Here is a 23,946-nt window from a genome sequence, read left to right as displayed (position 1 = left end):
TACTTAGTAAGTTAACTTTACTCCTACGGAGAATACCCTCGATACCGGATACTTCATGGCATCCCAGCCACCGCATTCGGGATCCATGCCCGAATAGTCAGTAAAGGTAGCCAGGTTCTCACCGCTGAGATATACCGTTATGCGGCTGTTACGCTCTTTCAGATGAGCGCATCTGCGGAGCAGATCGGTCAAGTCGTAAGAGAGAGTCACATTTTTCAGACGAAGATAAGAGGCGTCTTCCAAATACCAGTCGGAAGCTTTGGAGAAGTTTCCGTTCGGGTCATTCTTCGACAGGCGAGGGATGTCGGAACCGGTATTCCTCGGGCTCCACGCATTCAGGATCTCGCTCGAGCGGTTGAAATTCCCTTCCACGTCGCTCAACAACATGTATTTCCCCACGTACAACGCCTGTGCACCGCCTACGCCCTGTAACATAGTGCTGAACGAGAATTTCTTATAAGTGAATCCCAACGTAAAGGCGAAAGTCGTTTTGGGAGTAGCGTTGCCCATATACTGCCGATCCGCGTCGGTGAGCATACCGTCCTGATTAGTATCGACAAATCTCAAGTCGCCAGCTTTGGCGTTGGGTTGAATCCCTACCCATTCCTGTTTCCCTTCGGCGTTGATCTTGTATGTTCCGTGCGCGGCATTCCATGCAGCCGCCTCTTCATCGCTGTGGAAAAGTCCGTCCGTTTTATACAGATAGTAAGAATTCAACGGCTGGCCTTCGCCCGTTTGATAGGTATAGGGAACGGCTCGGAAACTACCGTCAGTTTCGGCACCGTATCTATCCGTCGTCCCTGTCCACACTCCCGGCGTTCCGTCAGCATTCTTCACGCCGATATCGGTCACTTTGTTCTTCAGGTAAGAGAAGTTTCCCGATACAAAGTACGAGAAGTTTTTATTCACCCTGTCCTTCCAATCCAACTGCATTTCGAAGCCGCGGTTGCGCACCTCTCCTCTGTTTACGAACATCGGATCTATCCCAATGGTCGAAGGCCAGTTCATCGTTTCCTGTTGAATGAGGTTATACGTACGTTTGTTAAAGTAGTCTGCTGAGAGCGACAAGCGTCTTTTGAACATTTCCAAGTCAATACCCACGTCAATCTGTTCGGAGGTTTCCCATGTCAGGTGAGGGTTCAACGCGGTGGCATTGTACACGAAGTTATCCCACAGTTTGTTAACCTCTACGCCGTATTGCGCCTGCTCCGCCCAGGATGACTTGTTCAACAAAGCGGATCTATAGTTGAAGGGAATAGATCCCAGGTTTCCTACGCGCCCCCAAGACGCTCGTAATTTCAGCAGGTCGATCATAGCGCTTCGCTTAAAGAACTGCTCATTGGAGATTTTCCATCCGAGCGTCACTGCGGGAAAGTCTCCGTAGTTGTTCTCTTTCGGTAAGCGACCAGCGTAATCGCGACGATAGGAAGCCGTCAAAAAATAACGATCATGGTACGAATAGGCTAAACGGGCAATCAATGACACATTAGCGTCGGGACCGACTAAATAATCGATGGCCTTGGTCGTCCCCGCATAAGCCAAATATTGCAGGAAAGCCGACTCATCGGCGAAATCTTTACCGTTCGCTTCGAAGCCTCGTCGACTGTAATGATCGGCCGTAGTGGAGAGCAAGGCGCCTAACGTGTGTTCGCCGAAAGTCTTATCATAGATCAACGTATTCTCCGTTTGCCAAGTATCGACGCGAAAGGTGGTCTCCGTCAGACTGTTCGAGAGCACCGGCTTGCCTACTTCGTCGCGGATGGGGTTGAAATTCTTATAATGATTGTTATCCAAGTTATACGTGAAACGACTGGTAAACTTCAGCCCGGGAACCAGATTGGCAATCTCCAGACTGGTCGTACTCCAGAGCTCGCTGGTCTTATCATATCTGTTTTCCGCTTTCAACAGGCGGACGGGATTCACGGCATCGCCATGAATATCGGCGAAGTTCGAACCGTATTGAGCGATATATGCAGGATCTTCAGTCGTAGTACCGCCGTAACTACCGTCGAGCACATTGTAGACGGAGGCGCTGGCAGGCATATAAACAGCGGAAAGAATAGGGCCGGTATATCCATCGTTATCCGTATCCTTGGAACGTACTTCGGTGTTTTTCCACACGAAATCCTCGCTGACGGTCACCCATTTATTGAGTTTGATCTTGCCGTTATAGCGAAGAGAAAGATTCTTGTTGAACGTGTTGATCAATACGCCCTCATCGTCATCGTAAGCAAACGATAAGCGGCTTTGATAATTCTCCGCACCTACGTTCAGAGCGATGTTGTGACGTTGATAAAAAGCTTTGCGGAAGATAGCGTCCATCCAATCCGTACGCGTAGTCCCCACCCAAGGATTCTTAGTTACATCCCATCCCGTAGGAAGCGTCAGCCCCGCATTGGCATACGAGAGTTTGCGCATCTCTATTTGCTGTGGTGCATTCAACGGTTCTATCAGATTAGTGGCTTGACGAATGCCGTAAATACCATCGTACGACAAAGCGGGAGTACCTTCGTTAGCCTTTTTAGTCGTAATCAACACGACTCCTCCCGCACCTGACTGCGCGCCGTAGATGGCAGCCGAAGCGGCGTCTTTCAGTACCACGATATTTTCGATGTCGTTCATCGAAGCGATGGGAGCGCCGGGTACGCCATCCACTACCCAAAGCACATTGTCTCCCTTCTGCGAACCTTGTCCGCGAATAACGATATTGAGCGAATGAGTCGGGTCACCGCCGTTCGATTGAATGGTGACACCCGCCAACTGCCCCTGCAACATGCCTTCGGTAGAGGTTACCGGCCGAACGGCTAATTCTTCGGCATTACTCACCACACCCACCGATGCCGACAAATCTTGCTTACGAGCGTTGGCCCCATAACCCAAGACGACCACTTCGCCCAACAGTTTGGCGTCCTCTTTCAATATGATCGAAAGAGCACTCTTACCCTCCATGGAGACCTCCTGAGTATCATACCCGATATAAGAAATAATTAAAGTGATATTTCCAGAAATATCCAAGGCGAAGTTCCCATTTATATCGGTGACAGTACCGTTCGTCGTTCCTTTTTCCAACACATTGGCACCGACAATCGGCTCGCCCGACGTATCTTTCACTATACCGGTTACACGCCTTTGTTGTTGAGGGATATCGACCTCTACCGGCAACCAAGATGTCGATGCAGCTAATGCCTGATTCCACGGTAAACCGAGAAAAAGCATCAGTTCGATGCATACATCGATTAAATTCTTTCTTTGTCTTTTCATTTAATTAGATATTAAGGTTGATAATTAGAGGGACTTACAAACAGGAATCAGGAACATACCCTCTTTATGTTCAATCATTCTCATCGGTCGTCATGCAATCGCATTTACTAATCGTACTAAAATTCGGTTCTTATACATTTTACAAATAAACGAAAGTTTACATTGGTCGGGAGTAAAATTAATATTTTTTATGAAAAGTAACTGCTCGGCCAAGATGACTGTCGCATTCTTCCAATTCGCCACACCGTCTCTCAGCCCCACCTGCCTGTAGGATGAAGGATCCGTACATCAAACATCTTGCAAGTTCTCGAATGCTATCGGTTCAGCCAATCGCTTCATCATTCTGGTCGTTATAAAGCACAGACCGATATGTCCTTTTGCAAGGGATATGTCGTCCTTGGATAATCGTGTCGTTCTTCAGAAGCTCTACCTGCGAGATAGCCTGAAGGCGATCGTTTTCGTGAGGGGGGAACTTTATTGCAGCATTCCGACTAATCACCCTTGACAGGGCGTACTGAACGGCCTTGCCCTATAAGGGTTTCTACGACCGGTACACATATTACTTTGTTGAAGTAAAACGAATAGGCAACGTTCATAGCCACACTTCCGCGATCGGGCATTTTGGGCAAACTCCGATTCGCGAATGAACTCTTTGGCTTTCTCTTGCGCCGTTTCCAGCAGGCATTCATACTTCTCGCGTTCGTCGTAGCGGTTATTTACTCCGGTCAGCATCAACAGACCGATTTTCGGCATTGGGAAATATCTCCCAAAAGTCTTTTTCTACTCTTACTTCCATTATATATTAATTAATCGTTGTTTATCTATTTAATCGATTAAAATGTTATTGATATAAATTCGCTGCGAAAGTCTCATCCACTGCAGTGAAAGAAATAGGGATTTTCTCCGTCGTTGGTACCGACTGTTTTCATTCACCAGCAAATATACGAAAATATGATGTCATATTTCCTTGAAAATCACAACTGTTTTCGTGAATAACTATCCGTATCCGGCTTGACACATTTGAAAATCAGTATGGATCGTTCGTTTCTTACTTCCACGTTTGCTCCGAACAGGGAACGCAGTTTCTCCTCGGCTTGCTGTCGTGTATAATGAGGAGGTATGAACAGTCCCTTTTTGTCCAAAACCTTTCGGACAAACCAGTCGGCAGGCTTACGTTCTCCCTTGATGTAAAAACATCCACAAAACGTGCCGCCGGATTTGAGTACGCGGGAGACCTCGGCAAATGCCAATTCTTTATCGGGGAAGGCATGGAAGCCGTTCATCGAGAGCACGAGGTCGAAATGGTCGCCGGGAAAAGGCAAATCGCATACATCGCCCTGCTGCAGAGCAACATGCCTTATTCCCGCTTCGTCGAAGCGCAAACGTGCAATATTGAGCATCTCCTGAGAATAATCCAACCCCGTAATCCCAGCCTTTGTCATCCGACGGTATTTGTCGCAGGTAAAAACGGCCGTACCCACAGGCACGTCAAGCATCTTGCCGCGAAAATTGTCTGGAATCATTTCCAGCACTTCTCGGGCAACGGCATTGTCGTCGGTTTTCCAGAGGCAGTGCATATACAGCCACGACCACCATTTACGACCTGTCAGAACATCGTCGTAGCGATTTATCAATCGAGTATAGGAATTTTTCTGTGTCATATCAATTATTTAAATCGGTCGTTTCAAATTCTACAAGAACGTCTCAGCTTTCCCAGTGAATTACCCATTCTGTATGTATACATTATAGGGATTGAGAACTATCTGCATTATTGCGATGCGTCAGCACTGCTATCCGTATGCCTTATGCGGTCATCTCACAGCGCAAATACAGCCGACTTGTTCCCTCATTGCAGTAAGGTTAGGCGTGTCTACGCGGTACGTCTTTCCGCCTTCAATCATATCATCCAGCATTTGTCGGATTTCGTCGGGTGAATGAGTGACATGCCCGTCGAACATTTTTTGCAATGCTTCGTCTGCATATATTTTTTGGGCGATGGGCACGGCAAGGAACAAGGGGAGACGGTAGAGTCTGTTCGCTTTCTCGTCTTTGGGGGCTATTCTTTTCTTCCGACAAATGGCAAACCCTTCGCGGATGGCGCGTATTGCTGTTTTGAGCATATCTATGTTTTTGATGAATTTCGACGCACCTCCTGCACACATGACACCTGCGGAGAGTCCGGCAGCTGTGGCGTAATGGGAGATGAGCCAGACTGAAATTCGGTCGGATATATAAGGCTTCAGGTTTGCGTTTTTCAATATTTCCGCAAAAGTTTTTACCCTTTCGGTCACGCTTCCGTCCGTTTCGCCCAAAGGAGTACAGGAATATTTCAGTCCGGAAATATAACTGTGTATCTCTAAACCGTTCCTTTCCCCGCCCACCATAAAGGGAAAGCCGAAGAAATACTGTTCGGGGCGCAGATAAGATGCAATCTCGTCGAAAGCATCCCAGTTGTGCTGGAAGAAAACGATGTTTGCCTTGCCCGCACCGGCTTTCAATGCAGGTAGCACGCTCGGAAGCTGCAACTTGTTCGTGGCCACGATGATGTAGTCGAAATCGTTGTCTGCTGGCAATTCGTCTATGACATGTGGCTTGAACACAACATCTGACACACCCTTTGTGTCATTTCTGAAATCTTGGCAGACGATATGGATACCGTTTCCAGCCAAAGCAACTTTCTTCTCCTTGCGGACAAGTACGGTCACGTCATTTCCGTTCTCATGGAGCAGCCAACCGTATGTACTGCCCACAACACCTGCTCCGTAAATCAAGATTTTCATTGCGATATATGTTAAGGATTTGTGCAAATATAATATAAATCTCTGTAACTTTAGACTCTGTGAATATAGTAGTAATCGTTTAAATGCTATGTTTGGCACTATAAATTTAATATTTTATCGCTATGTTCCTATTATTCAATCAAATAAATTCAGATCTTATATCGAACTCACGTTAATTATGTCCCAAGTTATTCCATAGAGTCACTAAACGTAATGAATCTTCAGCAATTAACAGAAGTTGATTTCGAGATAACTTCTGCAATTATTAAATCAATCCCGGAAGAATTAATATGTTATTCGATTTCCATTGAGATAACAAATCCTTCGGAGACCCTCTTGAAATGAAAAGGGATTACATTTTGAAGACTTTTCAGCACATTTTCCAGCGAATCTTCCCGTGCGACAGCTCCCGAATATGTTTTAACAAAAGGGGCATCCGGCATCAATTGCAGGATAATCCGCTCGCCATAGATGTATTCGAGTTTTTCGATGATCTGTTTGATTCCGATGCGTTCAAAGGTGATGAATGCATTTTTCCATGCTTATTTCCCGCGCCTGTTGTACTATGCATGCCGGTTTGTGGATAAAGAAACCGGCGAAGATATTGTGCAGGACGTTTTCATCTATGTGTGGGAAAACCGGGAAAACATCGTCATGGAGGATTCATTTATTTCGTTGCTGTATGAAATGGTGTACAATAGAGCGTTAAACGTATTAAAGCATCGACAGGTAAAGACGGAGAGACATGCAGAAATGGAAATCATGCAAAAGGCGCTGGATTATTTTTCACCCTACGACAATCCCGTTTTCGAACGGATAATCAACCATGAGCAATACGAAGAATTGAAAACGGCCATCGCTAAGTTGCCTGAAAAAGGAAGACTGTGCATCCGCATGAGTTATTTACAGGGGTTGAAAGCGAAAGAAATCGCCCAAATTCTGCAAATATCGCCGCGAACGGTAGAAACACATATTTATAAATCCATGAAGATCTTGCGCGAAATGTTTAATAATGAAGACAATCTGTTTTTACTCTTGTCGTGCATTTATTTTTCGGTATCGTGTTAGAGATGTTTATACATTAAGTAAACATTGCTGACATCGAAGCGTGTTTAGGAAGTGTTTCTCCGGTATTGTAGGACCCGGGGAAACACTTCTTTCACCAAAGAACGGTCTCGCTTACCTGAGGATAACGGATCGGTAAGCCGGATTATTCCATAAGTTGGCTAAGCTGCGGAAGGCTGCGTAATAGGATGTCGGGATGAGGTACTCGTTCAGTCGGATATGGCGAGCGATTTTCACTTTGTTCTCCTCGCGAACGAGTTGGAGTCTGACTTCGCCGACCTTGTTGCGGATCGTCCGATCGTATGGCTTGGTGGCTAACGTTCTTCCTTCGGGCAGGACGAGGGTATACTCGCAAGTCTCGTCCAGCATCGTGGGAATTTCGTAAGTCTGCCTGCGTTCCGTGTTCAAGGTTTTGATTCTCCACGTATCGAAGCCTTTGTCTGGAACGGGTAAGGTATATACCAGATAGTCGCCGCTTTGGGACAGTCCCGCTTCTTCCGTATTCAAATCTTTTTCTACCGCATAAGTTACTTGCTCGGGAACGAGATCGATCTTAAGTCGGTTTCCATCGACCCACAGCTGATTGTGGTAGCTTAGCCGGCTCGTTTCGTTTTCCGAACCGTCGACCGGCGAGATGAGTTTATTACCCGACTTGATGTAAATGTTCGAAAGCGTGAGTAGGCTGGGGGAGACGTTCTTTGGGAAAGTGCAAACGATGCTCCCCTCGGTACCGGTGGTTTTCAATAGCGAAGCGAAGAGGGCGGCCTTTTCCGCTGCCGTGCCGTAAGCGCTGTCGGCAACGTCTTGCGGGGTGCGGATCCTGTTTGCCAAATAGAGCGGTACTCGACTGTTGTCGACCTGTTTGCCGACGTATTTCGCGATGCCGCAGAATTCGGTTTTCCCCACGTAGTTGTCTACCGTACCGCGGGCAGCTTCGGCGATCATATCGCCGATTGCTTTGGCGCGCGCCTCGTCGCTTCGTTCCGTCGAGGCGAAGAAGAAGGGGATGGTGTTCGAGGCGATGTTCGATTCGGGAAATACGGCCGGAATATTTTTGAATTTCCACATATAGGTGCGACCGTTTCTCTGAGGTTCGATACCTGGCTTGACCGTTTGTCGATAGAATAAATCGCTCGGAGCGGTAATGCTCAGTTGGTATTCTTCGATGGGGCTGTGATCGTTGAATGAGCGGTAAAAGTCGGTTGCGGCCAGATAACCGGTCTTCGTCGAAATCGTATAATCCAAGTATATCGTACAGCCCAATTCGAGTCCTGTATGGGTAACTATCATTTCCATCAAGCGATTGTATGCCGGAGCGTCGGAGGCAAAGCGCGGGAGCGAAGGGTTGAAAGCATTGTCCGGCGTTTGGACGATCGTTCCGTCGGCCTGCTTCGTATAGGCTTCGTTAATCTTCAACGTCTGATACGCAGGGTTGTAGGCGATGAATGTTTCTCCGTACAGGTTGTTGAATGCCAAATGGGTGTTCAGTTTCAGCACTTTCCGGTAGCGGTATTCGGAACTGCCGTCGCCGTTGATGGTATAGGCTTCGTCAATACGGTTGAATACGGCTTCGTAGGCCTGTCCCTTCGCAGATAAGACGAGGGGCCAGCTTAGGATGAATAACAGCATATATTTCTTCATGACTCATTTATTTTTGGAACACCAGCATGTTGTCCGAGAGCGCTTTTGTCGCAATGACGGCCGATCGGAATCCGCTCCAGTCTTCCGCTTGGTAAATGCGCTTTTTCAATGCTAATGTCTGGTTGATGGAAACTTTGTCGCCTTGTTGCTCGATCGAACCGACGAAGTCGGCTACATTGCTTTCCTCCTTCAGGCGCTGTGCTTCTTGTACCATCTTATAGCCTTTCGGCAGAGAGAGCGTTTCGTGCAGCTCCAAGAGGCGCGAGCAATTGTCTCTGAATCCGTAGTTGCGGGATTCTTTGTCGGTATCGATGCGTAAATAAGTCTTGACCCAGTTGTAGAGTTGACCGCTGACGGGTTTGAGCAGTAAGGCGCCCTCGACGGTGGTCAGGGCGTAATCGGGGATGGCGAATTTCATGGTGATCCTCATCGGTCCGGCTTGATAGTTTTTCGGATCGTGGCCGTAGTCGACGCTTATTAATTGGGCTTGGGGAGCAACGCGAAGCAACTCGTTTTCCATCGCATTTCTCCATTGCGTCATGAAACCGCTGGTAAAGACGCGGCGGACGGAAGCGTCCGTCTGTCCTTCGGCTTGAACTGTAAACTCGCCTGTCAGCGTCCCCTGGACATCGACGGCGCCCTTTACGTTCAGTTTCAGGTAATGATTCTCCGGCGCCGAGACGGGAGTAATGCACAAGTCGGAACCTTCGGGGATACCGGGCAGGTAGTTCTGTTGCTGTTCGGCGCTCGACCATAGTTCCCGATTGAATGGCACCCAAGTCGGGTCGAGAGGGGTGTAGATCCCGTCCGCTAATTTGACGACAGTCACGCAATGGTTGAAATGATCGGCTGGAATACGTTCGATTCGCGAGCCGGCCATCGTCATTGCGGGATAGGCTTCGAATCCTGCCATCCTCAGCATGGAGATCAGCAGGGCGGCCTTATCTTTGCAAACACCGCAGCGGTCGGTATAGTTCGTTCGGGTATTGTGCAAGGTATAGCCTTCGCCTTTTCCCATCGGGATGCCGGAGTACCGCATGTTATCCGCCACCCAATGCGTCAGGACGGCGATCTTTTCCATGTCCGTTCGCTTGCCTTTGATGAGTTCGTCTACTTTTTTCTGCGCTTCAGGCATTGCATCGAAGCTGCCGTAGTCTTCGTTCACTTTGTGGAACCACAGCGATTTGTCTTTCCATTCGGGGGTGGAGGAAAGCATTAATTTAGGAGCGACATCGAACAGAGCGACCATGTTCGGCTCCGTCTCGAAAGGCAGGACGTTCGAGATGGAGAATGTCAAGAACTGACGATCTTTCGTCATGCGGACCGCAGCATGGCATTCCCCTTGATAGAACTCGTATTGAATGTGCTTATCCTTCGGCGCATCGAGAGAGTAAACCTTGGAAACCGTGGGATAGGTCACCCAGAAGGGGACGATGTCGTAGAAATGTCCCCGCATAGGCGGGACGAAACGTTCGTCGATATCTCCTCCGAGGCCTGCTCCGACACTGGTGCCGGGATTCGCGCCGAGCAATGCATAGGTGAATCCTTTTTTATTGATTTCGTAGTCGACAATATCTCCGTTGTCCAATTTCCCGACTTCGAGCATGATCTGGCGTGCTCCCCAATAGATTGCGCGTGCCGGAGCTACATAGTCGCAGGCTGCGTTTACATCGAGGTCCCTGATGCTTCCGTCGGCCTTATAAACGGTAACCCGTGTAAATTTCGCAAAGGCGGTCAACGGATCGTAATCGTATTTAAGTACGCGGTAGTGCAAGGCTCCCGTAGGATTTTGCACCTGCACCACTTGATGAATGTCGAAGTTGCCCGAACCGTTTTCATCGACCGTTACGCCGATACTGTCGAGCAATACGACCACCTCTTGCTTTTGCAAAGCCGGTTGTTTGTCGAGTTGTTTCTTCAACATCCCCCAGCTTTGCGCCCTCCCCGGCATGAGCGATGCGGCGAGGATCAGAGAAAGAAATAGCTTTTTCATGGTTTATTTTATTAATTTCGGTAAGCTCGAAAAATCGCTCGAATTACTGTTCGCATCCGCACCCGCATCCGTGGGAATGATGCCCGCATTCACCACCGCAGTCTCCGCACCCGCATTCGTGGTTCATCTCGTCGAGTATTTCCTGGATTTCCTCCGGCGCAGCGTCCCGTAACGTCGTAATTTCTCCGTCGAAAGTGAGGTCTTTTCCCGCATAAGGATGGTTCAGATCGACTGTGACGGAATCCGATTCCACTTTTTTGATCGTGGCGTAAAAGTGATTCCCTTCGCTGTCTTGCAAGGGTACCATCGCTCCTTCGAAAATATGTTCGTCGTCGAACTTCCCGTCGATAAAAAACATATCTTTGGATACCGTACGCATGCCTTCCGGCAGATATTCTCCGTAAGCTTCTTTAGACGGGATGGTAATGCAGAAAGTATCGCCCTGTTTTAAGGCAGTGATTTCATTTTCGAACCGTTCCAGCGTGGTTCCCATTCCCGAGACAAATTGAAATGGCTGTGCTGGCGTCGCTTCTTCAACCAATGTTTTCTTACCGTCTTGCATGACATACAGTTTATATGCCACGGCGATGTACTTATTTTCCATATAAACAAGATATAATGAGTGAATATTCTAAGTCAAGTGCCAAAGTTACAATTAATTTTCAACTTTACGGAAGAGAGGCGAAGTCTTTTTCTTTTCAGCGTCTCCACAAACGGGTGTTTTGCATAAAACAGTCCAATTGGAGGAGGAAGGAAACGGCGGGTAACTATTAATATGGTGTTAATTTTGAGAGATTTCTTTCGAATTATAATTTTCCGAGAAAATTTTCTTTAAAATGTTTGTGTCTTATCAAAGAAGCCTTTATCTTTGCCTCCGTTAATAAAAATACGGAAGATGTATGAAGCATCTATTTCTACATAACTTAGCAGTGTTGCATATTATGCTGATCGTCGTGGTGATTCTGCCGTGAGGACGAGAAAGGCTGTGAGTTATATAGAAATAAGTGAAGCGGATAGATAGAGCCTTTCTCGTGAAGAGGAAGGCTTTTTTTATGAAAGTAAGTGTAAAATTCTATAATGAAACATCCATTACGCAGTACGGTTTGTACGCAAGGGAGGAGAATGGCGGGGGCACGAGCCCTCTGGGTGGCCAACGGGATGAAACGCGAGATGTTCGGAAAGCCCATCATTGCGGTGGTGAATTCGTTCACGCAGTTTGTTCCGGGACATACGCACCTCCACGAAATCGGTCAGATTGTTAAAGAAGAGATAGAACATTCGGGCTGTTATGCGGCGGAGTTCAATACGATTGCCATCGACGACGGTATTGCCATGGGGCATGACGGCATGCTTTATTCGCTTCCCTCGCGCGATATTATCGCTGATTCGGTAGAGTATATGGTGAACGCCCACAAGGCCGACGCCATGATTTGTATTTCGAATTGCGACAAAGTCACGCCAGGCATGTTGATGGCTACCATGCGACTGAACATCCCCACCGTCTTTTGCAGCGGCGGCCCGATGGAGGCCGGGCGTTATAAGGGGGAAAATGCGGATTTGGTTACGGCTATGATCAAAGGGGGCGACTCGTCCGTGAGCGATCGGGAATTGGCGGAAGTGGAGAACGTTTCGTGTCCGGGTTGCGGATGCTGCTCGGGGATGTTCACGGCTAATTCCATGAATTCCCTGACCGAAGCGATCGGGTTGGCTCTTCCGGGCAACGGAACGGTTTTAGCTACTCATACCAATCGTATACGGCTCTTTAAGGAGGCTGCCCGGCTGATCGTAAAGAATGCGTTGAGGTATTATGAAGAGGGCGATGAACGCGTGTTGCCGAGAAATATTGCGACGCGCGATGCTTTTTTGAACGCCATGACGCTCGATATCGCCATGGGAGGCAGTACCAATACGATTCTGCATCTGTTGGCAGTGGCTCAAGAAGGGAATGTAGACTTTAACATGAAGGATATCGATGCGCTCAGCCGCAAGGTCCCCTGCTTGTGCAAGCTGGCTCCCAATACGCAACGATACAGTGTGCAGGAATGTAATCGGGCGGGCGGCATTCTGGGTATTTTGAACGAACTGAATCGGGGAGGTTTGCTTCGGACGAATGTCGGACGCGTGGACGGAACTACGCTGGACGAAACGTTGAAACGCTACGATATTACGGGCATTTCTGTCGACGAAGAGGCTAAGCGTATCTATTCGTCGGCTCCGGCGCATCGGTTCAGTACGCGCATGGGAAGTCAGTCTGCTGTCTATCCGACGTTGGATACGGATCGGACTAACGGCTGTATTCGCGATATAGCCCATGCTTATACGCAGGATGGCGGTTTGGCCGTTTTGTTCGGTAATATCGCGCAGGACGGGTGTGTGGTAAAGACCGCCGGTGTGGATGCGAGCATTTGGACATTTTCCGGCCCTGCAAAGGTCTTCGATTCGCAGGAAGCTGCTTGCGACGGTATTCTCGGCGGGAAGGTCGTCTCGGGAGACGTCGTCGTGATTACGCATGAAGGGCCGAAAGGCGGGCCGGGTATGCAGGAAATGCTTTATCCGACGTCCTATATCAAATCCAAGCATCTGGGGAAAGAGTGCGCGCTGATTACGGACGGCCGGTTCAGCGGCGGTACGTCCGGATTGAGTATCGGACATGTTTCGCCCGAAGCGGCTGCTGGCGGCAATATCGGTAAATTGATCGACGGAGATGTGATCGAAATCGATATACCGAATCGTACCATCCGAGTGAAGCTGACGGACGAGGAATTGGCCTCGCGCCCCATGACTCCGATGACTCGCCGTCGGGCCATTTCGAAAAGCCTGAAAGCGTATGCCGCTGCTGTCAGCTCGGCGGACAAAGGAGGAGTAAGAATGATTGAAGACTGATATTAACATTTAGAATATGGTAACAGAAACTATAACCGGCGCGGAAGCGCTGATACGTTCGTTGGAACATCAGGGAGTCAAAACGCTCTTCGGATATCCGGGCGGCGCTATTATGCCTACGTTCGACGCACTTTATATTCATCGAGCTACATTAAACCATATATTGGTGCGCCACGAACAGGCTGCCGCCCATGCCGCAGAAGGCTTCGCCCGTACTTCGGGCGAAGTCGGCGTTTGCTTAGTGACGAGTGGGCCGGGTGCGACCAATACGTTGACCGGTATCGCCGATGCGATGCTTGACAGTACTCCCATCGTTGTCATTGCTGGTCAGGTGGCCTCTACCTCGATGGGGACGGATGCTTTTCAGGAAGTCGACTTGGTAGGCGTCACTCAACCCATTACCAAGTGGAGCTATCAGATTCGCAACGCTTCCGATATCCCATGGGCTGTGGCGCGTGCATTCTATATTGCCAAAAGCGGACGTCCGGGTCCCGTCGTGCTCGACTTTACCAAGAATGCACAGGTCGAGAAATTCGAGTACGAACCGGTCGCATTGGATTTTATCCGCAGCTACGATCCGGATCCCACGCCGGACGAAGTACAGGTGAAGGAAGCCGCCGAATTGATTAACCAGGCGAAGAGACCTTTCGTTTTAGTCGGGCAAGGAGTGGCATTGGGCGAAGCGAACGAGGAACTCCGTTCGTTGGTGGAAAAAGCGGATATGCCTTGCGGGAGCACCTTGTTGGGATTGTCGGTTCTGCCCTCAGCCCATCGTCTGAACAAAGGGATGCTCGGGATGCACGGGAATCTCGGCCCGAATGTGAAGACGAACGAATGCGATGTATTGATTGCCGTCGGCATGCGCTTCGATGACCGAGTGACCGGTCGGTTGGACACGTATGCCAAACAGGCGAAGATCATTCAGTTGGATATCGACGGGTCCGAAATAAATAAGAATGTGAAAGTCGATGTCCCAGTCATCGGCAATTGTAAGAAAACCTTGTCCTTGTTGACCGCGCTGGTGAACGAAGCTCGCCATACGGAATGGATCGACAGCTTCGCTGCCTATGAAAAGGCGGAATATGACCGAGTGATTCGCCGGGAGATTCATCCCGTATCCGGCCCGTTGCACATGGGAGAAGTGGTCGATGCCGTCAGCGAGGCCGTCGATCACGATGCCGTTTTGGTAACGGATGTCGGGCAGAACCAAATGATGGCTGCCCGATACTTCAAGTTTTCCCGATGCCGGAGTATGGTGACATCCGGCGGATTGGGGACGATGGGGTTCGGACTTCCGGCGGCCGTAGGATGTACGTTCGCCCGTCCGGAGAGAACGGTATGCGTGTTTATGGGAGACGGTGGCTTGCAGATGAATTTGCAGGAATTCGGAACGATTATGGAGCAAAGAGCTCCTGTAAAGATGATCCTGTTGGATAATAACTATTTAGGCAATGTACGCCAGTGGCAGGCTATGTTTTTCGGTCGCCGTTATGCCTTTACGCCGATGATGAATCCCGATTATATGAAGATTGCGAAAGCCTACGATATTCCTGCACGGAGGGTTATTGATCGGGGAGAATTGGGCGATGCCGTCCGCGAAATGCTGCTCACGGAAGGTCCTTTCTTGCTTCAGGCCTGTGTCCTCGAAGAGGGAAATGTGTTGCCGATGACTCCTCCGGGTTCTTCGGTCGACGAAATGTTGTTGGAAATATAATTTAGCAGACGATATGGATAAGACATTATATACCTTGATTGTGCATTCCGAGAATATAGCGGGCTTGCTGAATCAGATCACCGCCGTGTTTACGCGTCGGCAAATCAATATAGAAAGTTTGAATGTTTCGGCGTCTTCCATCAAAGGTATTCATAAGTATACGATTACCACGTGGACGACGAAAGATCAAATCGAAAAGATCGTCAAACAGATCGAGAAGAAGATCGATGTCATTCAGGCGAATTACTTTACTGACCATGAGATATATCAGCGGGAAATCGCCTTGTATAAATTGTCTACGCCGATATTCGTAGAGAATCCGGAAGCTTCGAAGATCGTTCGTCGTTTCGATGCCCGTATCGTGGAAGTGAATCCGACTTTCCTGACCGTCGAAAAAACGGGAATGGACGATGAGATTACTGCACTTTACGATAAACTGAGAACCTTGGACTGCGTGCTTCAGTTCGTTCGTTCGGGCAGAATAGCCATTACGACTGGCGGTTTGGAACGGGTCAATTCTTATCTTTGTATGCGCGACGATAAGTATAGAAAACAAAAGGGAGCGTGTAATGAGCGAACGGAATAAAAGCAAAATAGGGCAGTATGAGTTCCTGGCAGAACCGTTTCATGTAGACTTTAACGGGCGGCTTACCATGAGTGTCTTGGGGAATCATTTGCTCAATTGCGCCGGTTTTCATGCATCGGACAGAGGATTCGGCATCGCCGAACTCAACGAACATCATTGTACGTGGGTGCTCTCTCGCTTGGCCGTCGAATTGAAAGAACTGCCTCGCAAGGGCGAACCTTTCAGTATACAGACATGGGTGGAAGCGGTGTACCGCCTCTTTACCGATCGTAACTTCGCCGTATTGGATAAACGGGGAGAGGCTATCGGATATGCCCGCTCCGTGTGGGCGATGATCGATATGGAAACGCGCAAACCCGTCGATTTGATCGCGGTGCATCACGGACGGATGGCGGAATATGTAACCGATAAAGCCTGTCCGATCGAGAAACCGGGACGGATGAAAGTCGCGGCGACGGAATCGATGGCGCAGTACGTCACGAAATATAGCGATATCGATATCAACGGCCATGTAAACAGCATCAAGTATATCGAACATATCCTCGACCTGTTCCCCATCGAAACTTTTCGACGAAAGCGCGTGAGGCGGTTTGAAATGGCGTATGTGGCAGAGAGCTATTTCGGCGATAGGCTCGACTTTTATTGCGACGAGGAAATGGACGGAAACGAATATAAGGTAGAAGTAAGGAAAGCGAATCGGGAAACGGTAGTCAGAAGCAAAGTGCTATTCGTATAGGTTTTCTTTCGAGAGAATGGTAACATAGTATTCACAATAGGGCAACGGTGTTGTCCGTAAAAAAGTAGTAAAATGGCAAAAATGAATTTTGGCGGGGTGATCGAAAATATCGTTACCCGCGAAGAGTTTCCTTTGGAAAAGGCGCGTGAAGTGTTGAAAAACGAAACCATAGCTGTTTTAGGGTATGGCATTCAGGGACCGGGACAGGCATGCAACCTGCGCGATAACGGATTGAATGTGATTGTCGGACAACGGGAAGGTAAGACTTACGATAAGGCTGTGGCCGACGGTTGGAAACCCGGCGAAACCTTGTTCTCCATCGAAGAAGCCGTTAAACGCGGCACGATCGTTTGCATGCTGCTCTCGGATGCGGGACAGATGCAGGTATGGCCGCAAATCAAGGATTTGGTGAAGGCTCCGAAAACCTTGTATTTCTCGCACGGGTTTGCCATCAACTGGAACGATCGCACGGGCGTCGTTCCTCCTCGAGATATGGATGTGATCATGGTCGCTCCGAAGGGGTCCGGCACGTCGCTCCGTACGATGTTTCTGGAAGGGCGCGGCATCAACTCCTCGTATGCCGTTTATCAGGATGCCACCGGCCAGGCGGTGGAAAAGGCGCTGGCTTTAGGCGTAGGCGTAGGGTCGGGGTATCTGTTCGAGACGACTTTCCAGCGGGAGGCCGTATCGGACCTCACGGGCGAACGCGGTTCCTTGATGGGAGCCATTCAAGGATTGCTCTTAGCCCAGTATGAAACCCTGCGGGAACACGGGCATACGCCCTCCGAAGCCTTCAACGAAACGGTGGAAGAGCTCACGCAGAGCTTGATGCCTTTGTTTGCAGCCAGAGGGATGGACTGGATGTATGCCAACTGTTCCACTACCGCGCAGCGCGGCGCACTGGATTGGATGGGACCTTTCCACGATGCCGTCAAACCGGTGATGGAAAAACTCTACCGCAGTGTCGAGACGGGCGAGGAGGCTCAGATCGCTATCGACTCCAATTCCAAACCCGATTATCGGGAGAAACTGAACAAGGAACTGGAGGCTATGCGGCATAGCGAGCTGTGGCGAACGGCCGAAACCGTTCGCCGGCTTCGGCCCGAAAACAATTGAGGAGGCATATCCCCCGTGGAGGTCGCACCACCTCCACGGCGGGGTTCCGAATCTTGCCATTTGGGTTGAAGGACATAAACGTTGAAGTTCGGGAAGATTCCTTGCTTCCAGCAATCCGTCATTCTTCACCCGCCGGGCATTATCGTAAGGAGCTTCGCTAAACCCGACGATGGCATCGTATGCTATCGGTAGTACTTTATTATGACTGTATTCCCTTTTTATCGATGTATTTCCTTTTTCTGCTGAAGTCTGTCACGTAGGCCAGTCCGCAACTGAACTGATAGGCTTAGGGTTATTGTCCTGCCCGTAACCGACGATACGGAAGATGAACATGAAAAGCCGTAAACGGATAAATGCTCGATGCCCTTTTCATGGCGATCGGAGGTTTTAGAATTAGATCGTATACTTACGTATATTATTTCACATTGAATCCGGTAACGGAAAGGTGCGGTCGCTTGCCCCGTGTGTCTTCCTCTTTCCATTGCAGAGCGACTTCTTTCTTTTCGCCCGGCATCAAGCTGAAGTAATTGTCGCTGTAAATCAGGGGGAGGATCTGTTCGCCGTCCTCGCCCAAGACATTCAATCGGGTCAGCAAGGAAGGAATTTTCGTCTGGTTCCCGATGTGAACCTTACCGTTCCAGGTGTTTCCGGTTTTCGAATACTCGAAATCAACGGTCGGGGTCATCTTCGGAAGTTGATTCAAGGCCTGGTAGTTGCCGTATTCCTTTCCTTTTAAGTAGAAATTCTCGGAGAGGATCTCACCGTGCTCGTCGTAGAGTTTAAGGTCGATGTAAAGGACGTCGGTCTGCTCGGTGTAATTCTCTGCCAAATCTTCGTATTTTCCTACCTTCGTGATCGGAGTGGTGGTATCGTTCCGGATGTCCAACGGGCTGATAGTCGTCGTTTTGAGGGCTTCTCCCCTCATGTTGCGTACGGTCAGTTCGGCTTTCAGTCCTTTCCGATCGCCGGCATAAAGGTCAACGACTTCGATAGAATCTGTCGCTTCGTTCCATTGGATGTGCAAAGGCTCGCAGGCTTTCTTGGCGCCGAAGTACGCGGCGGTCGGTTCGAAGAAATAGTCGTAGGTCTGCCAGACCATGCTGGGCCAGCACGGATGACTCATCCAGATGATCAGACCCCAGCGATTCACATTGCTCGACTCGTACATGGCGCGATAGCCGTTGTAGTTGATCCATTGGGCGAGTTCCGTAAATTCTTTCGCGCTTTCCGGCTTCCTGAAGCCTTTTGCGATCAATTCGTTGAACGATGCGCCTCGCTGTGCGCCTTCCATCGTGTAGTCGTGCTGGCCCCATCGGTCGTCCTGCGGCCAGAGCGTTGCCGGCGAGAGCGTTCGGTTCAGACTTTCCATGTTCATGACGTTCGGCATGCCTCTTTCCGAATGAAGCTTGGCAGGGACGAGTTCGAAATACGTTTTGGCCGAAAGTGCCCGGTAAGGGCCGTGTCCGCTTACGCCCTCGTCGGCAGAGCTGGAAATGTATGCGATATCGGGATGCAGCGTGCGGACGTATTTCCGGAAAGCACGGTCGAGCGTCGGGGGGGGATAACCTTCGTTGCGTCCGCAATAGAGTCCGATGCTGGCATGATTCCGGATGCGTTTCACATAGTCCTCGGCGTTGGTCATGAACATCGGTTCGTCGTAGGGATCCGGCCCATCGACGGGGTTGGCCAGCCAGAAATCCTGCCAGACGAGGATGCCGTATTTGTCGCATGCTTCGTAGAACGGCTCGTCGCCGATTTGCCCTACCCAGTTCCGGATCATGTTGAAATTCATTTCCTGGTGGTATCGAACGGCGACGTCGTATTCCCGCGCCCGATAGTTCAGGTTGTGCTCGCTGAATCCCCAGTTGCCTCCGAGCGGAATGAACCGCTTGCCGTTGACGTAGAGCTTCAGCCGGGTATTTACATCTTGGTAGTCCATCTGGCGGATGCCCGCCTTGAAGCGGAGAGTGTCCGAAATCTTTCCGTCGACGGAGACGGTGAATCCGGCTTCATAAAGGTAAGGCGTGCCGTAGCCGTTCGGCCACCACAGCTTCAGTTGTCGGTTTTTGAGCTGTCCGAACTCTTCGGGCAGGAAATCGATTTGCTGCTTGCTGTTCGGCAAGAGTTCGATTTCTTTTTCGAAGCGGATCTCCCCGACAAATCCGCTTAATTTCCCTTTCACCGTCTCGGCGGCATGATTGATGACCACCGCCGAGGGGGTGAGGGTGGCCAGCGTGTCGGGCAAGGCGAGCTTTGAAACGATCAGGGGATCCTGTACGGTGATCTTGCCGGAAGCGCTGAGAAATACGTTGTTCCAAATTCCCATGTTCCGCCCCCGGACGGTCGAGATCCAATCCCATCCGATGGTGGCATGGAAGGTCGGATTGTCTGCCCCGAGGATTCCGCCGTTGAAGTCGGTGTTTTTCTCGCATTTCTCTTTTACTGCGCCGTAATGCGCATTTCGGATGATTTCGACGGCGAGCGTGTTCTTCCCTTTTTTTATTAAATGGCCGATAGGGAATTTCCCGCGGACGAACGCTCCGGAAATCGCATCCAGTTTTTTCCCGTTCAGGTAGATCTCGGCTTTCCAGTTGATGCCGTCGAAGTGGAGGCAGACGTTTTTTCCCGCGTATGCTTGGGGAATTTCGAATTCATTCCGATACCAGAAATTTTCGTGGAAGTACGATTCGGAAATCATCAGCAGGTTGTCGGCGTAATTGGGATTCGGCACGGCTCCGACGTTCATGTAGCTTGTCAGTACCGTTCCCGGCACGGTGGCCGGGATCCAGCCAGACGTATCGAAGTGTTCGGTGGAGATGGTTTCTCCTCCGGCCGTAACGGCCGATGCCCTGCACAGTTTCCAGTTGCCTCCGCTCAGAAAGTATTTCCCCGCGTGCATCCCTCTTTCCTCGGCGGGTAGTGCGGTCAGGCCGCCTTTCCCGTAGACTTCCATTTCGCTCAGCAGGTAGTGGCCGGACTCGTCGGGTTGTTGCATCAACACCCGGACGTAGCGGGCTTTCCCCTTGCACTCGATCTCGTCGGTCGCAGCCGTTCCTCCGGGCAACACGGCGATCTTCGTCCACGTCGTTGCATCGTCGGATATTTCGATTTGTCCTTGTCGGGCTTTGCGAATCCAGCAGAGCTTGATGCGGTCGAATTCGGCTTTCGTGCCGAGGTCGACGTATACCCATTGTTCTCCGCCTTCCGCACTCATCCACGTGCTGTCGAAGCGTTCGGAAGGGAGCACCGTGATTCGCGCCCGGCGCTCGTCCTGAAACTGTACTTCGGTAAGCGACCAGTAAGCTGCCCCTTTCATCCTGAACCGGAGGCGGAGGAAGGAAAAGGGTTTGTCGGCATTCAGCTCGAGCGCCGAGTTCAGCTTCCTTGTGGGGAGCGTCCGAACGTTTCCGTCGCTTTTGTTCGGGTCTGTGGGAGCTTTCGTATCGGTCGCTTCACCGGGCAATCCCCGCCCGCTCAACCGTCCGATACATTCCCAGTCCTTACCGTCGACGGAGACGAGGGCGTCGATTTCATAGCCGTTTACGGCCGTTTCCGCTTGATAGGCCACGCTGCCCTCGAGCTGCAAGCGCTTGCTCCGAAACGCCTCTTGCGTCCAGTGATATTCGAGGTAGGAGTCTTCGCCTTGGAGGTAGTTCCTCGAGAAGGGGCCGCCGTCGATCGTCCATTCCCGTTCGCGCTTTGGCAACGTGCCTTTGGGCGTGCTGACGACAAGGCGGTTCGGCTCGTCGGTCGCGATGATGCCGTCCGTAATCAGTTGAGCCGTCAGATTGTAATCGTAACTCGACGAATGATAGGCTGCCCGATGCAGGGCGATATTGCGGTACGTATCGTCTTTCACCATCTGCGGGGCGAAGTGCTCGGAAGGAGCGCCCGGATAGTTCCCGATGCCTCGCGTGTAATAGTCGGCGCGAAAAGCGGTTTTGTCCGTATATCCGCAACCGACGAGTACGAAGGCCGAACACGCCGCGGCAACCAGGGCGAAGCCCCGTATGGTTCGTTTGCTGAATAAAGCTGTTTCGACGGAATTCATAGCAGTCTGTATCTGATAAGGTTAAACGGGTGAAAAATTATCTCCGGCTAAAGGTAAGGAGAAATTTCGATTTATCGCGAGTATTTCGATTTTTATTTGCGATGGGGGCGGTCTGATTTCAGTTCCCTTCTTCGACGAATCGACTACGGGGAGTCGGCTATCTTCTATAGGCACGGCAGTCATATTCTCCCGTCAGAGTGTAGGCTGCCGTAGCTTTGGGGAACCCGTCGTCGACGTTCCGAACCCCGCCGGACACGTTCCGAACCCCGCCGGACACGTTCCGAACCCCGCCGGACACGTTCCAGACCCCGTCGGATACGTCCCGAACCCCGCCGGACACGTTCCGAACCCCGCCGGACACGTTCCAGACCCCGTCGGACACGTTCCGGACCCCGCCGGACACGTTCCAGACCCCGCCGGACACGTTAGGTAACCTCTCCGTCTACGTTCCGGACCTCGCCGGATAGGTTGTACAACCTCAAATTTGACGTCCCGGACGTATCCGGATAGGTTGTACAACCTATCCGACGGGATAAACAACCTCGCCGACGGGGTTCGGGACGTATCCGGACACGTTATAGGACGTATCCGACTACGTTATGGGACGTATCCGGACACGTTATAGGACGTATCCGACTACGTTATGAGACGTATCCGGACACGTTTATAGGACGTATCCGACTACGTTATGAGACGTATCCGGACACGTTTATGGATCGATTTCTGCAAATCCTATATGACGCCGTACCGGGCAAACGGCTGAGCTTATAACGCCACAGGTTGGAGCGACCTCTTTTCGTCTGCTCGTAAAAGTATCGGATACGATCCTCCTGTTTGAAAAACGAAACTCAGCCCATCCGTTCCGAATAGCTGTCCGATAGTTAATATTTGTGAAATATTAGCAGATTCTTCCTGAGACTTTTGGTTTACGATATAAACTTATTCATATTTGTATGCGAAAGCTGCAAAGCCTTTTTGGGAGAAGAGTTAATTTATAATACGAAACGAGCCTGTCGGGAGCGCATTGATCTCGCGGTCGGAGATGAGGGCGTAAAGATGGCTCTAACAGAGAAAAGAACATGGAAACAACAGAATTCAATGAGAGAGAAAGTTTAGCTTTGATTTCGAAGATGATCGAGGCGACTAAAGAACAAATGGACACGGATCGATGGAATCCTTTTATCGTGTGGGGTCTCTTTACCATGGCCTTGGGCATCGTTATCTATACGACTGTCATGCTGACGGGTAATCCGCGATGGAACTGGCTGTGGTTTCTGATGTTTGTCTTCTGGATCGGTTACGCGCTGGCAGACAAACGACGACCCAAGCGAGTGGTGACTTACAACAGTCGCGCTATCGATAGCGTATGGAAAGCATTGGGGATTCTCTTTGCGATGACTCCTGTTACTTTTACCGTGATGACGTTATTTCTCGATTTTTACCCTACCATTATGAACATGATCATGCCGCTGACCTTGATCTATATCGGTATCGGCGTATCGTTTACGGGCATCATGCTGCGGGAGCCTCTGATCGTTTATATTCCTATCGCGGGGATGATTTCGCCGTTCGTGATGATCAGCGCTATTTGCGCCGGTCAGTTCACGATGAACTATCTGCTGTTGTTCTGTCTCTCGTTCTTCGTCATGATGGTCGTTCCCGGACTGATTCTCAATTATAAGACGCGCCATAAGCAATGAGATTCAAGGAATTGGACCAGCTCATGCATTCGCCGTTGAGGTTGGCAGTCATATCGCTACTCATATCGGTGGAGGAAGCGGATTTCGTCTATCTCAAAGAGAAGACCGAATCGACGGCCGGCAATTTGAGCGTGCAGCTCGATAAGCTCTCGCAGGCGGGATACATTGCCGTTACGAAAGGGTTTGAAGGCAAACGTCCACGGACGATATGCCGGATGACCGACAAAGGACGCAAGGCGTTTGAAGATTACGTGGAGGCTTTGAAAAGCTATTTCCCCCCATCGCAACGGGAATAGCGCCCGATTCTTTTCGATCCGTACATCCGGCGAACAGGGTGGTAGCCGTTGTGCAAATGCGAAGCCGACGGACGAAAAATAGGGAAATCCCTATGATAAAGTAGGGATTTTCTTTTTCCGTGTG

At 50.1% G+C, this 23,946-nt stretch carries 17 protein-coding genes; 8 read left to right on the top strand and 9 right to left on the bottom strand.

The genetic code is table 11. The features are described from left to right. Nucleotides 1-3: 3 nt before the first annotated feature. From BN102_RS07390 to BN102_RS11295, 5 genes are all read right to left on the bottom strand, one after another. On the bottom strand, nucleotides 4-3,261 hold the full coding sequence (locus BN102_RS07390; RefSeq protein ID WP_019208480.1) for a SusC/RagA family TonB-linked outer membrane protein: 3,258 nt from the start codon (nucleotides 3,259-3,261) through the stop codon (nucleotides 4-6). 495 nt (nucleotides 3,262-3,756) lie between these two features. Beyond that, nucleotides 3,757-4,014, bottom strand: coding sequence for a hypothetical protein (locus BN102_RS07385; RefSeq protein WP_019208479.1), 258 nt, complete (start codon nucleotides 4,012-4,014; stop codon nucleotides 3,757-3,759). Nucleotides 4,015-4,235: 221 nt separating this feature from the next. Continuing rightward, nucleotides 4,236-4,922, bottom strand: coding sequence for a class I SAM-dependent methyltransferase (locus BN102_RS07380; protein WP_019208478.1), 687 nt, complete (start codon nucleotides 4,920-4,922; stop codon nucleotides 4,236-4,238). A gap of 150 nt (nucleotides 4,923-5,072) precedes the next feature. Then, a complete protein-coding gene (locus tag BN102_RS07375; RefSeq protein ID WP_019208477.1) occupies nucleotides 5,073-6,041 on the bottom strand; it encodes a ketopantoate reductase family protein in 969 nt (322 codons plus the stop codon). Nucleotides 6,042-6,334: 293 nt separating this feature from the next. Next, nucleotides 6,335-6,514 carry a FecR domain-containing protein gene (locus tag BN102_RS11295; RefSeq protein WP_412102415.1) on the bottom strand — a complete coding sequence of 60 codons (180 nt, stop codon included), beginning with the start codon at nucleotides 6,512-6,514 and terminating at the stop codon, nucleotides 6,335-6,337. A gap of 16 nt (nucleotides 6,515-6,530) precedes the next feature. Between BN102_RS11295 and BN102_RS07370 the strand changes: the two genes are divergently transcribed. Continuing rightward, a complete protein-coding gene (locus BN102_RS07370) occupies nucleotides 6,531-7,109 on the top strand; it encodes an RNA polymerase sigma-70 factor (protein ID WP_198006554.1) in 579 nt (192 codons plus the stop codon). A 111-nt stretch (nucleotides 7,110-7,220) separates the two neighbouring features. Here the strand turns inward: BN102_RS07370 and BN102_RS10570 are convergent, their stop codons facing one another. The 3 genes from BN102_RS10570 to BN102_RS07355 are packed head-to-tail and all read right to left on the bottom strand — an operon-like array spanning nucleotide 7,221 to nucleotide 11,344. After that, on the bottom strand, nucleotides 7,221-8,747 hold the full coding sequence (locus tag BN102_RS10570) for a DUF3857 domain-containing protein (RefSeq protein WP_019208474.1): 1,527 nt from the start codon (nucleotides 8,745-8,747) through the stop codon (nucleotides 7,221-7,223). A 7-nt stretch (nucleotides 8,748-8,754) separates the two neighbouring features. Next, nucleotides 8,755-10,740, bottom strand: coding sequence for a DUF3857 domain-containing protein (locus BN102_RS07360; protein ID WP_019208473.1), 1,986 nt, complete (start codon nucleotides 10,738-10,740; stop codon nucleotides 8,755-8,757). 43 nt (nucleotides 10,741-10,783) lie between these two features. Continuing rightward, a complete protein-coding gene (locus BN102_RS07355) occupies nucleotides 10,784-11,344 on the bottom strand; it encodes an FKBP-type peptidyl-prolyl cis-trans isomerase (RefSeq protein WP_019208472.1) in 561 nt (186 codons plus the stop codon). A gap of 473 nt (nucleotides 11,345-11,817) precedes the next feature. Here BN102_RS07355 and ilvD point away from each other — a divergent pair, with 473 nt between their 5' ends. The 5 genes from ilvD (at nucleotide 11,818) to ilvC (ending at nucleotide 17,775) form a co-directional block, all read left to right on the top strand. Next, entirely contained in the window at nucleotides 11,818-13,623 is a 1,806-nt protein-coding gene (gene ilvD, locus BN102_RS07350; protein ID WP_036787607.1) for a dihydroxy-acid dehydratase, read from the top strand. Between the two features lie 16 nt (nucleotides 13,624-13,639). Next, nucleotides 13,640-15,337, top strand: a complete 1,698-nt coding sequence (gene ilvB / locus BN102_RS07345) for a biosynthetic-type acetolactate synthase large subunit (protein WP_019208470.1) — start codon at nucleotides 13,640-13,642, stop codon at nucleotides 15,335-15,337. A 13-nt stretch (nucleotides 15,338-15,350) separates the two neighbouring features. Beyond that, the gene (gene ilvN, locus BN102_RS07340; protein WP_019208469.1) at nucleotides 15,351-15,923 is read left to right on the top strand and encodes an acetolactate synthase small subunit; all 573 of its coding nucleotides are present in this window, start codon (nucleotides 15,351-15,353) and stop codon (nucleotides 15,921-15,923) included. Further along, nucleotides 15,907-16,659 carry an acyl-[acyl-carrier-protein] thioesterase gene (locus BN102_RS07335; RefSeq protein ID WP_019208468.1) on the top strand — a complete coding sequence of 251 codons (753 nt, stop codon included), beginning with the start codon at nucleotides 15,907-15,909 and terminating at the stop codon, nucleotides 16,657-16,659. The genes ilvN and BN102_RS07335 overlap by 17 nt, the downstream gene beginning before the upstream one ends. Nucleotides 16,660-16,731: 72 nt before the next feature. Continuing rightward, the gene (gene ilvC / locus BN102_RS07330) at nucleotides 16,732-17,775 is read left to right on the top strand and encodes a ketol-acid reductoisomerase (RefSeq protein WP_019208467.1); all 1,044 of its coding nucleotides are present in this window, start codon (nucleotides 16,732-16,734) and stop codon (nucleotides 17,773-17,775) included. A 415-nt stretch (nucleotides 17,776-18,190) separates the two neighbouring features. On the opposite strand, the gene BN102_RS07325 is transcribed toward ilvC, so the two are convergent. Then, nucleotides 18,191-21,826 carry a glycosyl hydrolase 2 galactose-binding domain-containing protein gene (locus BN102_RS07325; RefSeq protein WP_019208466.1) on the bottom strand — a complete coding sequence of 1,212 codons (3,636 nt, stop codon included), beginning with the start codon at nucleotides 21,824-21,826 and terminating at the stop codon, nucleotides 18,191-18,193. A gap of 1,079 nt (nucleotides 21,827-22,905) precedes the next feature. Here BN102_RS07325 and BN102_RS07315 point away from each other — a divergent pair. Together BN102_RS07315 and BN102_RS07310 are read left to right on the top strand one after the other, a co-directional pair. Next, complete coding sequence (locus tag BN102_RS07315) at nucleotides 22,906-23,526, top strand: hypothetical protein (RefSeq protein ID WP_036787604.1); 621 nt, start codon at nucleotides 22,906-22,908, stop codon at nucleotides 23,524-23,526. Beyond that, a complete protein-coding gene (locus BN102_RS07310; RefSeq protein WP_019208462.1) occupies nucleotides 23,523-23,822 on the top strand; it encodes a winged helix-turn-helix domain-containing protein in 300 nt (99 codons plus the stop codon). Before BN102_RS07315 ends, BN102_RS07310 begins: the two co-directional genes overlap by 4 nt. Nucleotides 23,823-23,946 lie beyond the last annotated feature (124 nt).

Origin of the sequence: Phocaeicola abscessus CCUG 55929, from assembly GCF_000312445.1 — a bacterium.
Taxonomy (GTDB): Bacteria; Bacteroidota; Bacteroidia; order Bacteroidales; family Bacteroidaceae; genus Phocaeicola; species Phocaeicola abscessus.
This window is presented reverse-complemented; position numbering and strand designations above follow the sequence as displayed.

Coding starts and splice junctions, on each gene's coding strand:
- BN102_RS07390 (WP_019208480.1), bottom strand. CDS start 3,261: ATGAAAAGACAAAGAAAGAATTTAATCGATGTATGCATCGAACTGATG.
- BN102_RS07385 (WP_019208479.1), bottom strand. CDS start 4,014: ATGCCGAAAATCGGTCTGTTGATGCTGACCGGAGTAAATAACCGCTAC.
- BN102_RS07380 (WP_019208478.1), bottom strand. CDS start 4,922: ATGACACAGAAAAATTCCTATACTCGATTGATAAATCGCTACGACGAT.
- BN102_RS07375 (WP_019208477.1), bottom strand. CDS start 6,041: ATGAAAATCTTGATTTACGGAGCAGGTGTTGTGGGCAGTACATACGGT.
- BN102_RS07370 (WP_198006554.1), top strand. CDS start 6,531: ATGATCTGTTTGATTCCGATGCGTTCAAAGGTGATGAATGCATTTTTC.
- BN102_RS10570 (WP_019208474.1), bottom strand. CDS start 8,747: ATGAAGAAATATATGCTGTTATTCATCCTAAGCTGGCCCCTCGTCTTA.
- BN102_RS07360 (WP_019208473.1), bottom strand. CDS start 10,740: ATGAAAAAGCTATTTCTTTCTCTGATCCTCGCCGCATCGCTCATGCCG.
- BN102_RS07355 (WP_019208472.1), bottom strand. CDS start 11,344: ATGGAAAATAAGTACATCGCCGTGGCATATAAACTGTATGTCATGCAA.
- ilvD (WP_036787607.1), top strand. CDS start 11,818: ATGAAACATCCATTACGCAGTACGGTTTGTACGCAAGGGAGGAGAATG.
- ilvB (WP_019208470.1), top strand. CDS start 13,640: ATGGTAACAGAAACTATAACCGGCGCGGAAGCGCTGATACGTTCGTTG.
- ilvN (WP_019208469.1), top strand. CDS start 15,351: ATGGATAAGACATTATATACCTTGATTGTGCATTCCGAGAATATAGCG.
- BN102_RS07335 (WP_019208468.1), top strand. CDS start 15,907: ATGAGCGAACGGAATAAAAGCAAAATAGGGCAGTATGAGTTCCTGGCA.
- ilvC (WP_019208467.1), top strand. CDS start 16,732: ATGGCAAAAATGAATTTTGGCGGGGTGATCGAAAATATCGTTACCCGC.
- BN102_RS07325 (WP_019208466.1), bottom strand. CDS start 21,826: ATGAATTCCGTCGAAACAGCTTTATTCAGCAAACGAACCATACGGGGC.
- BN102_RS07315 (WP_036787604.1), top strand. CDS start 22,906: ATGGAAACAACAGAATTCAATGAGAGAGAAAGTTTAGCTTTGATTTCG.
- BN102_RS07310 (WP_019208462.1), top strand. CDS start 23,523: ATGAGATTCAAGGAATTGGACCAGCTCATGCATTCGCCGTTGAGGTTG.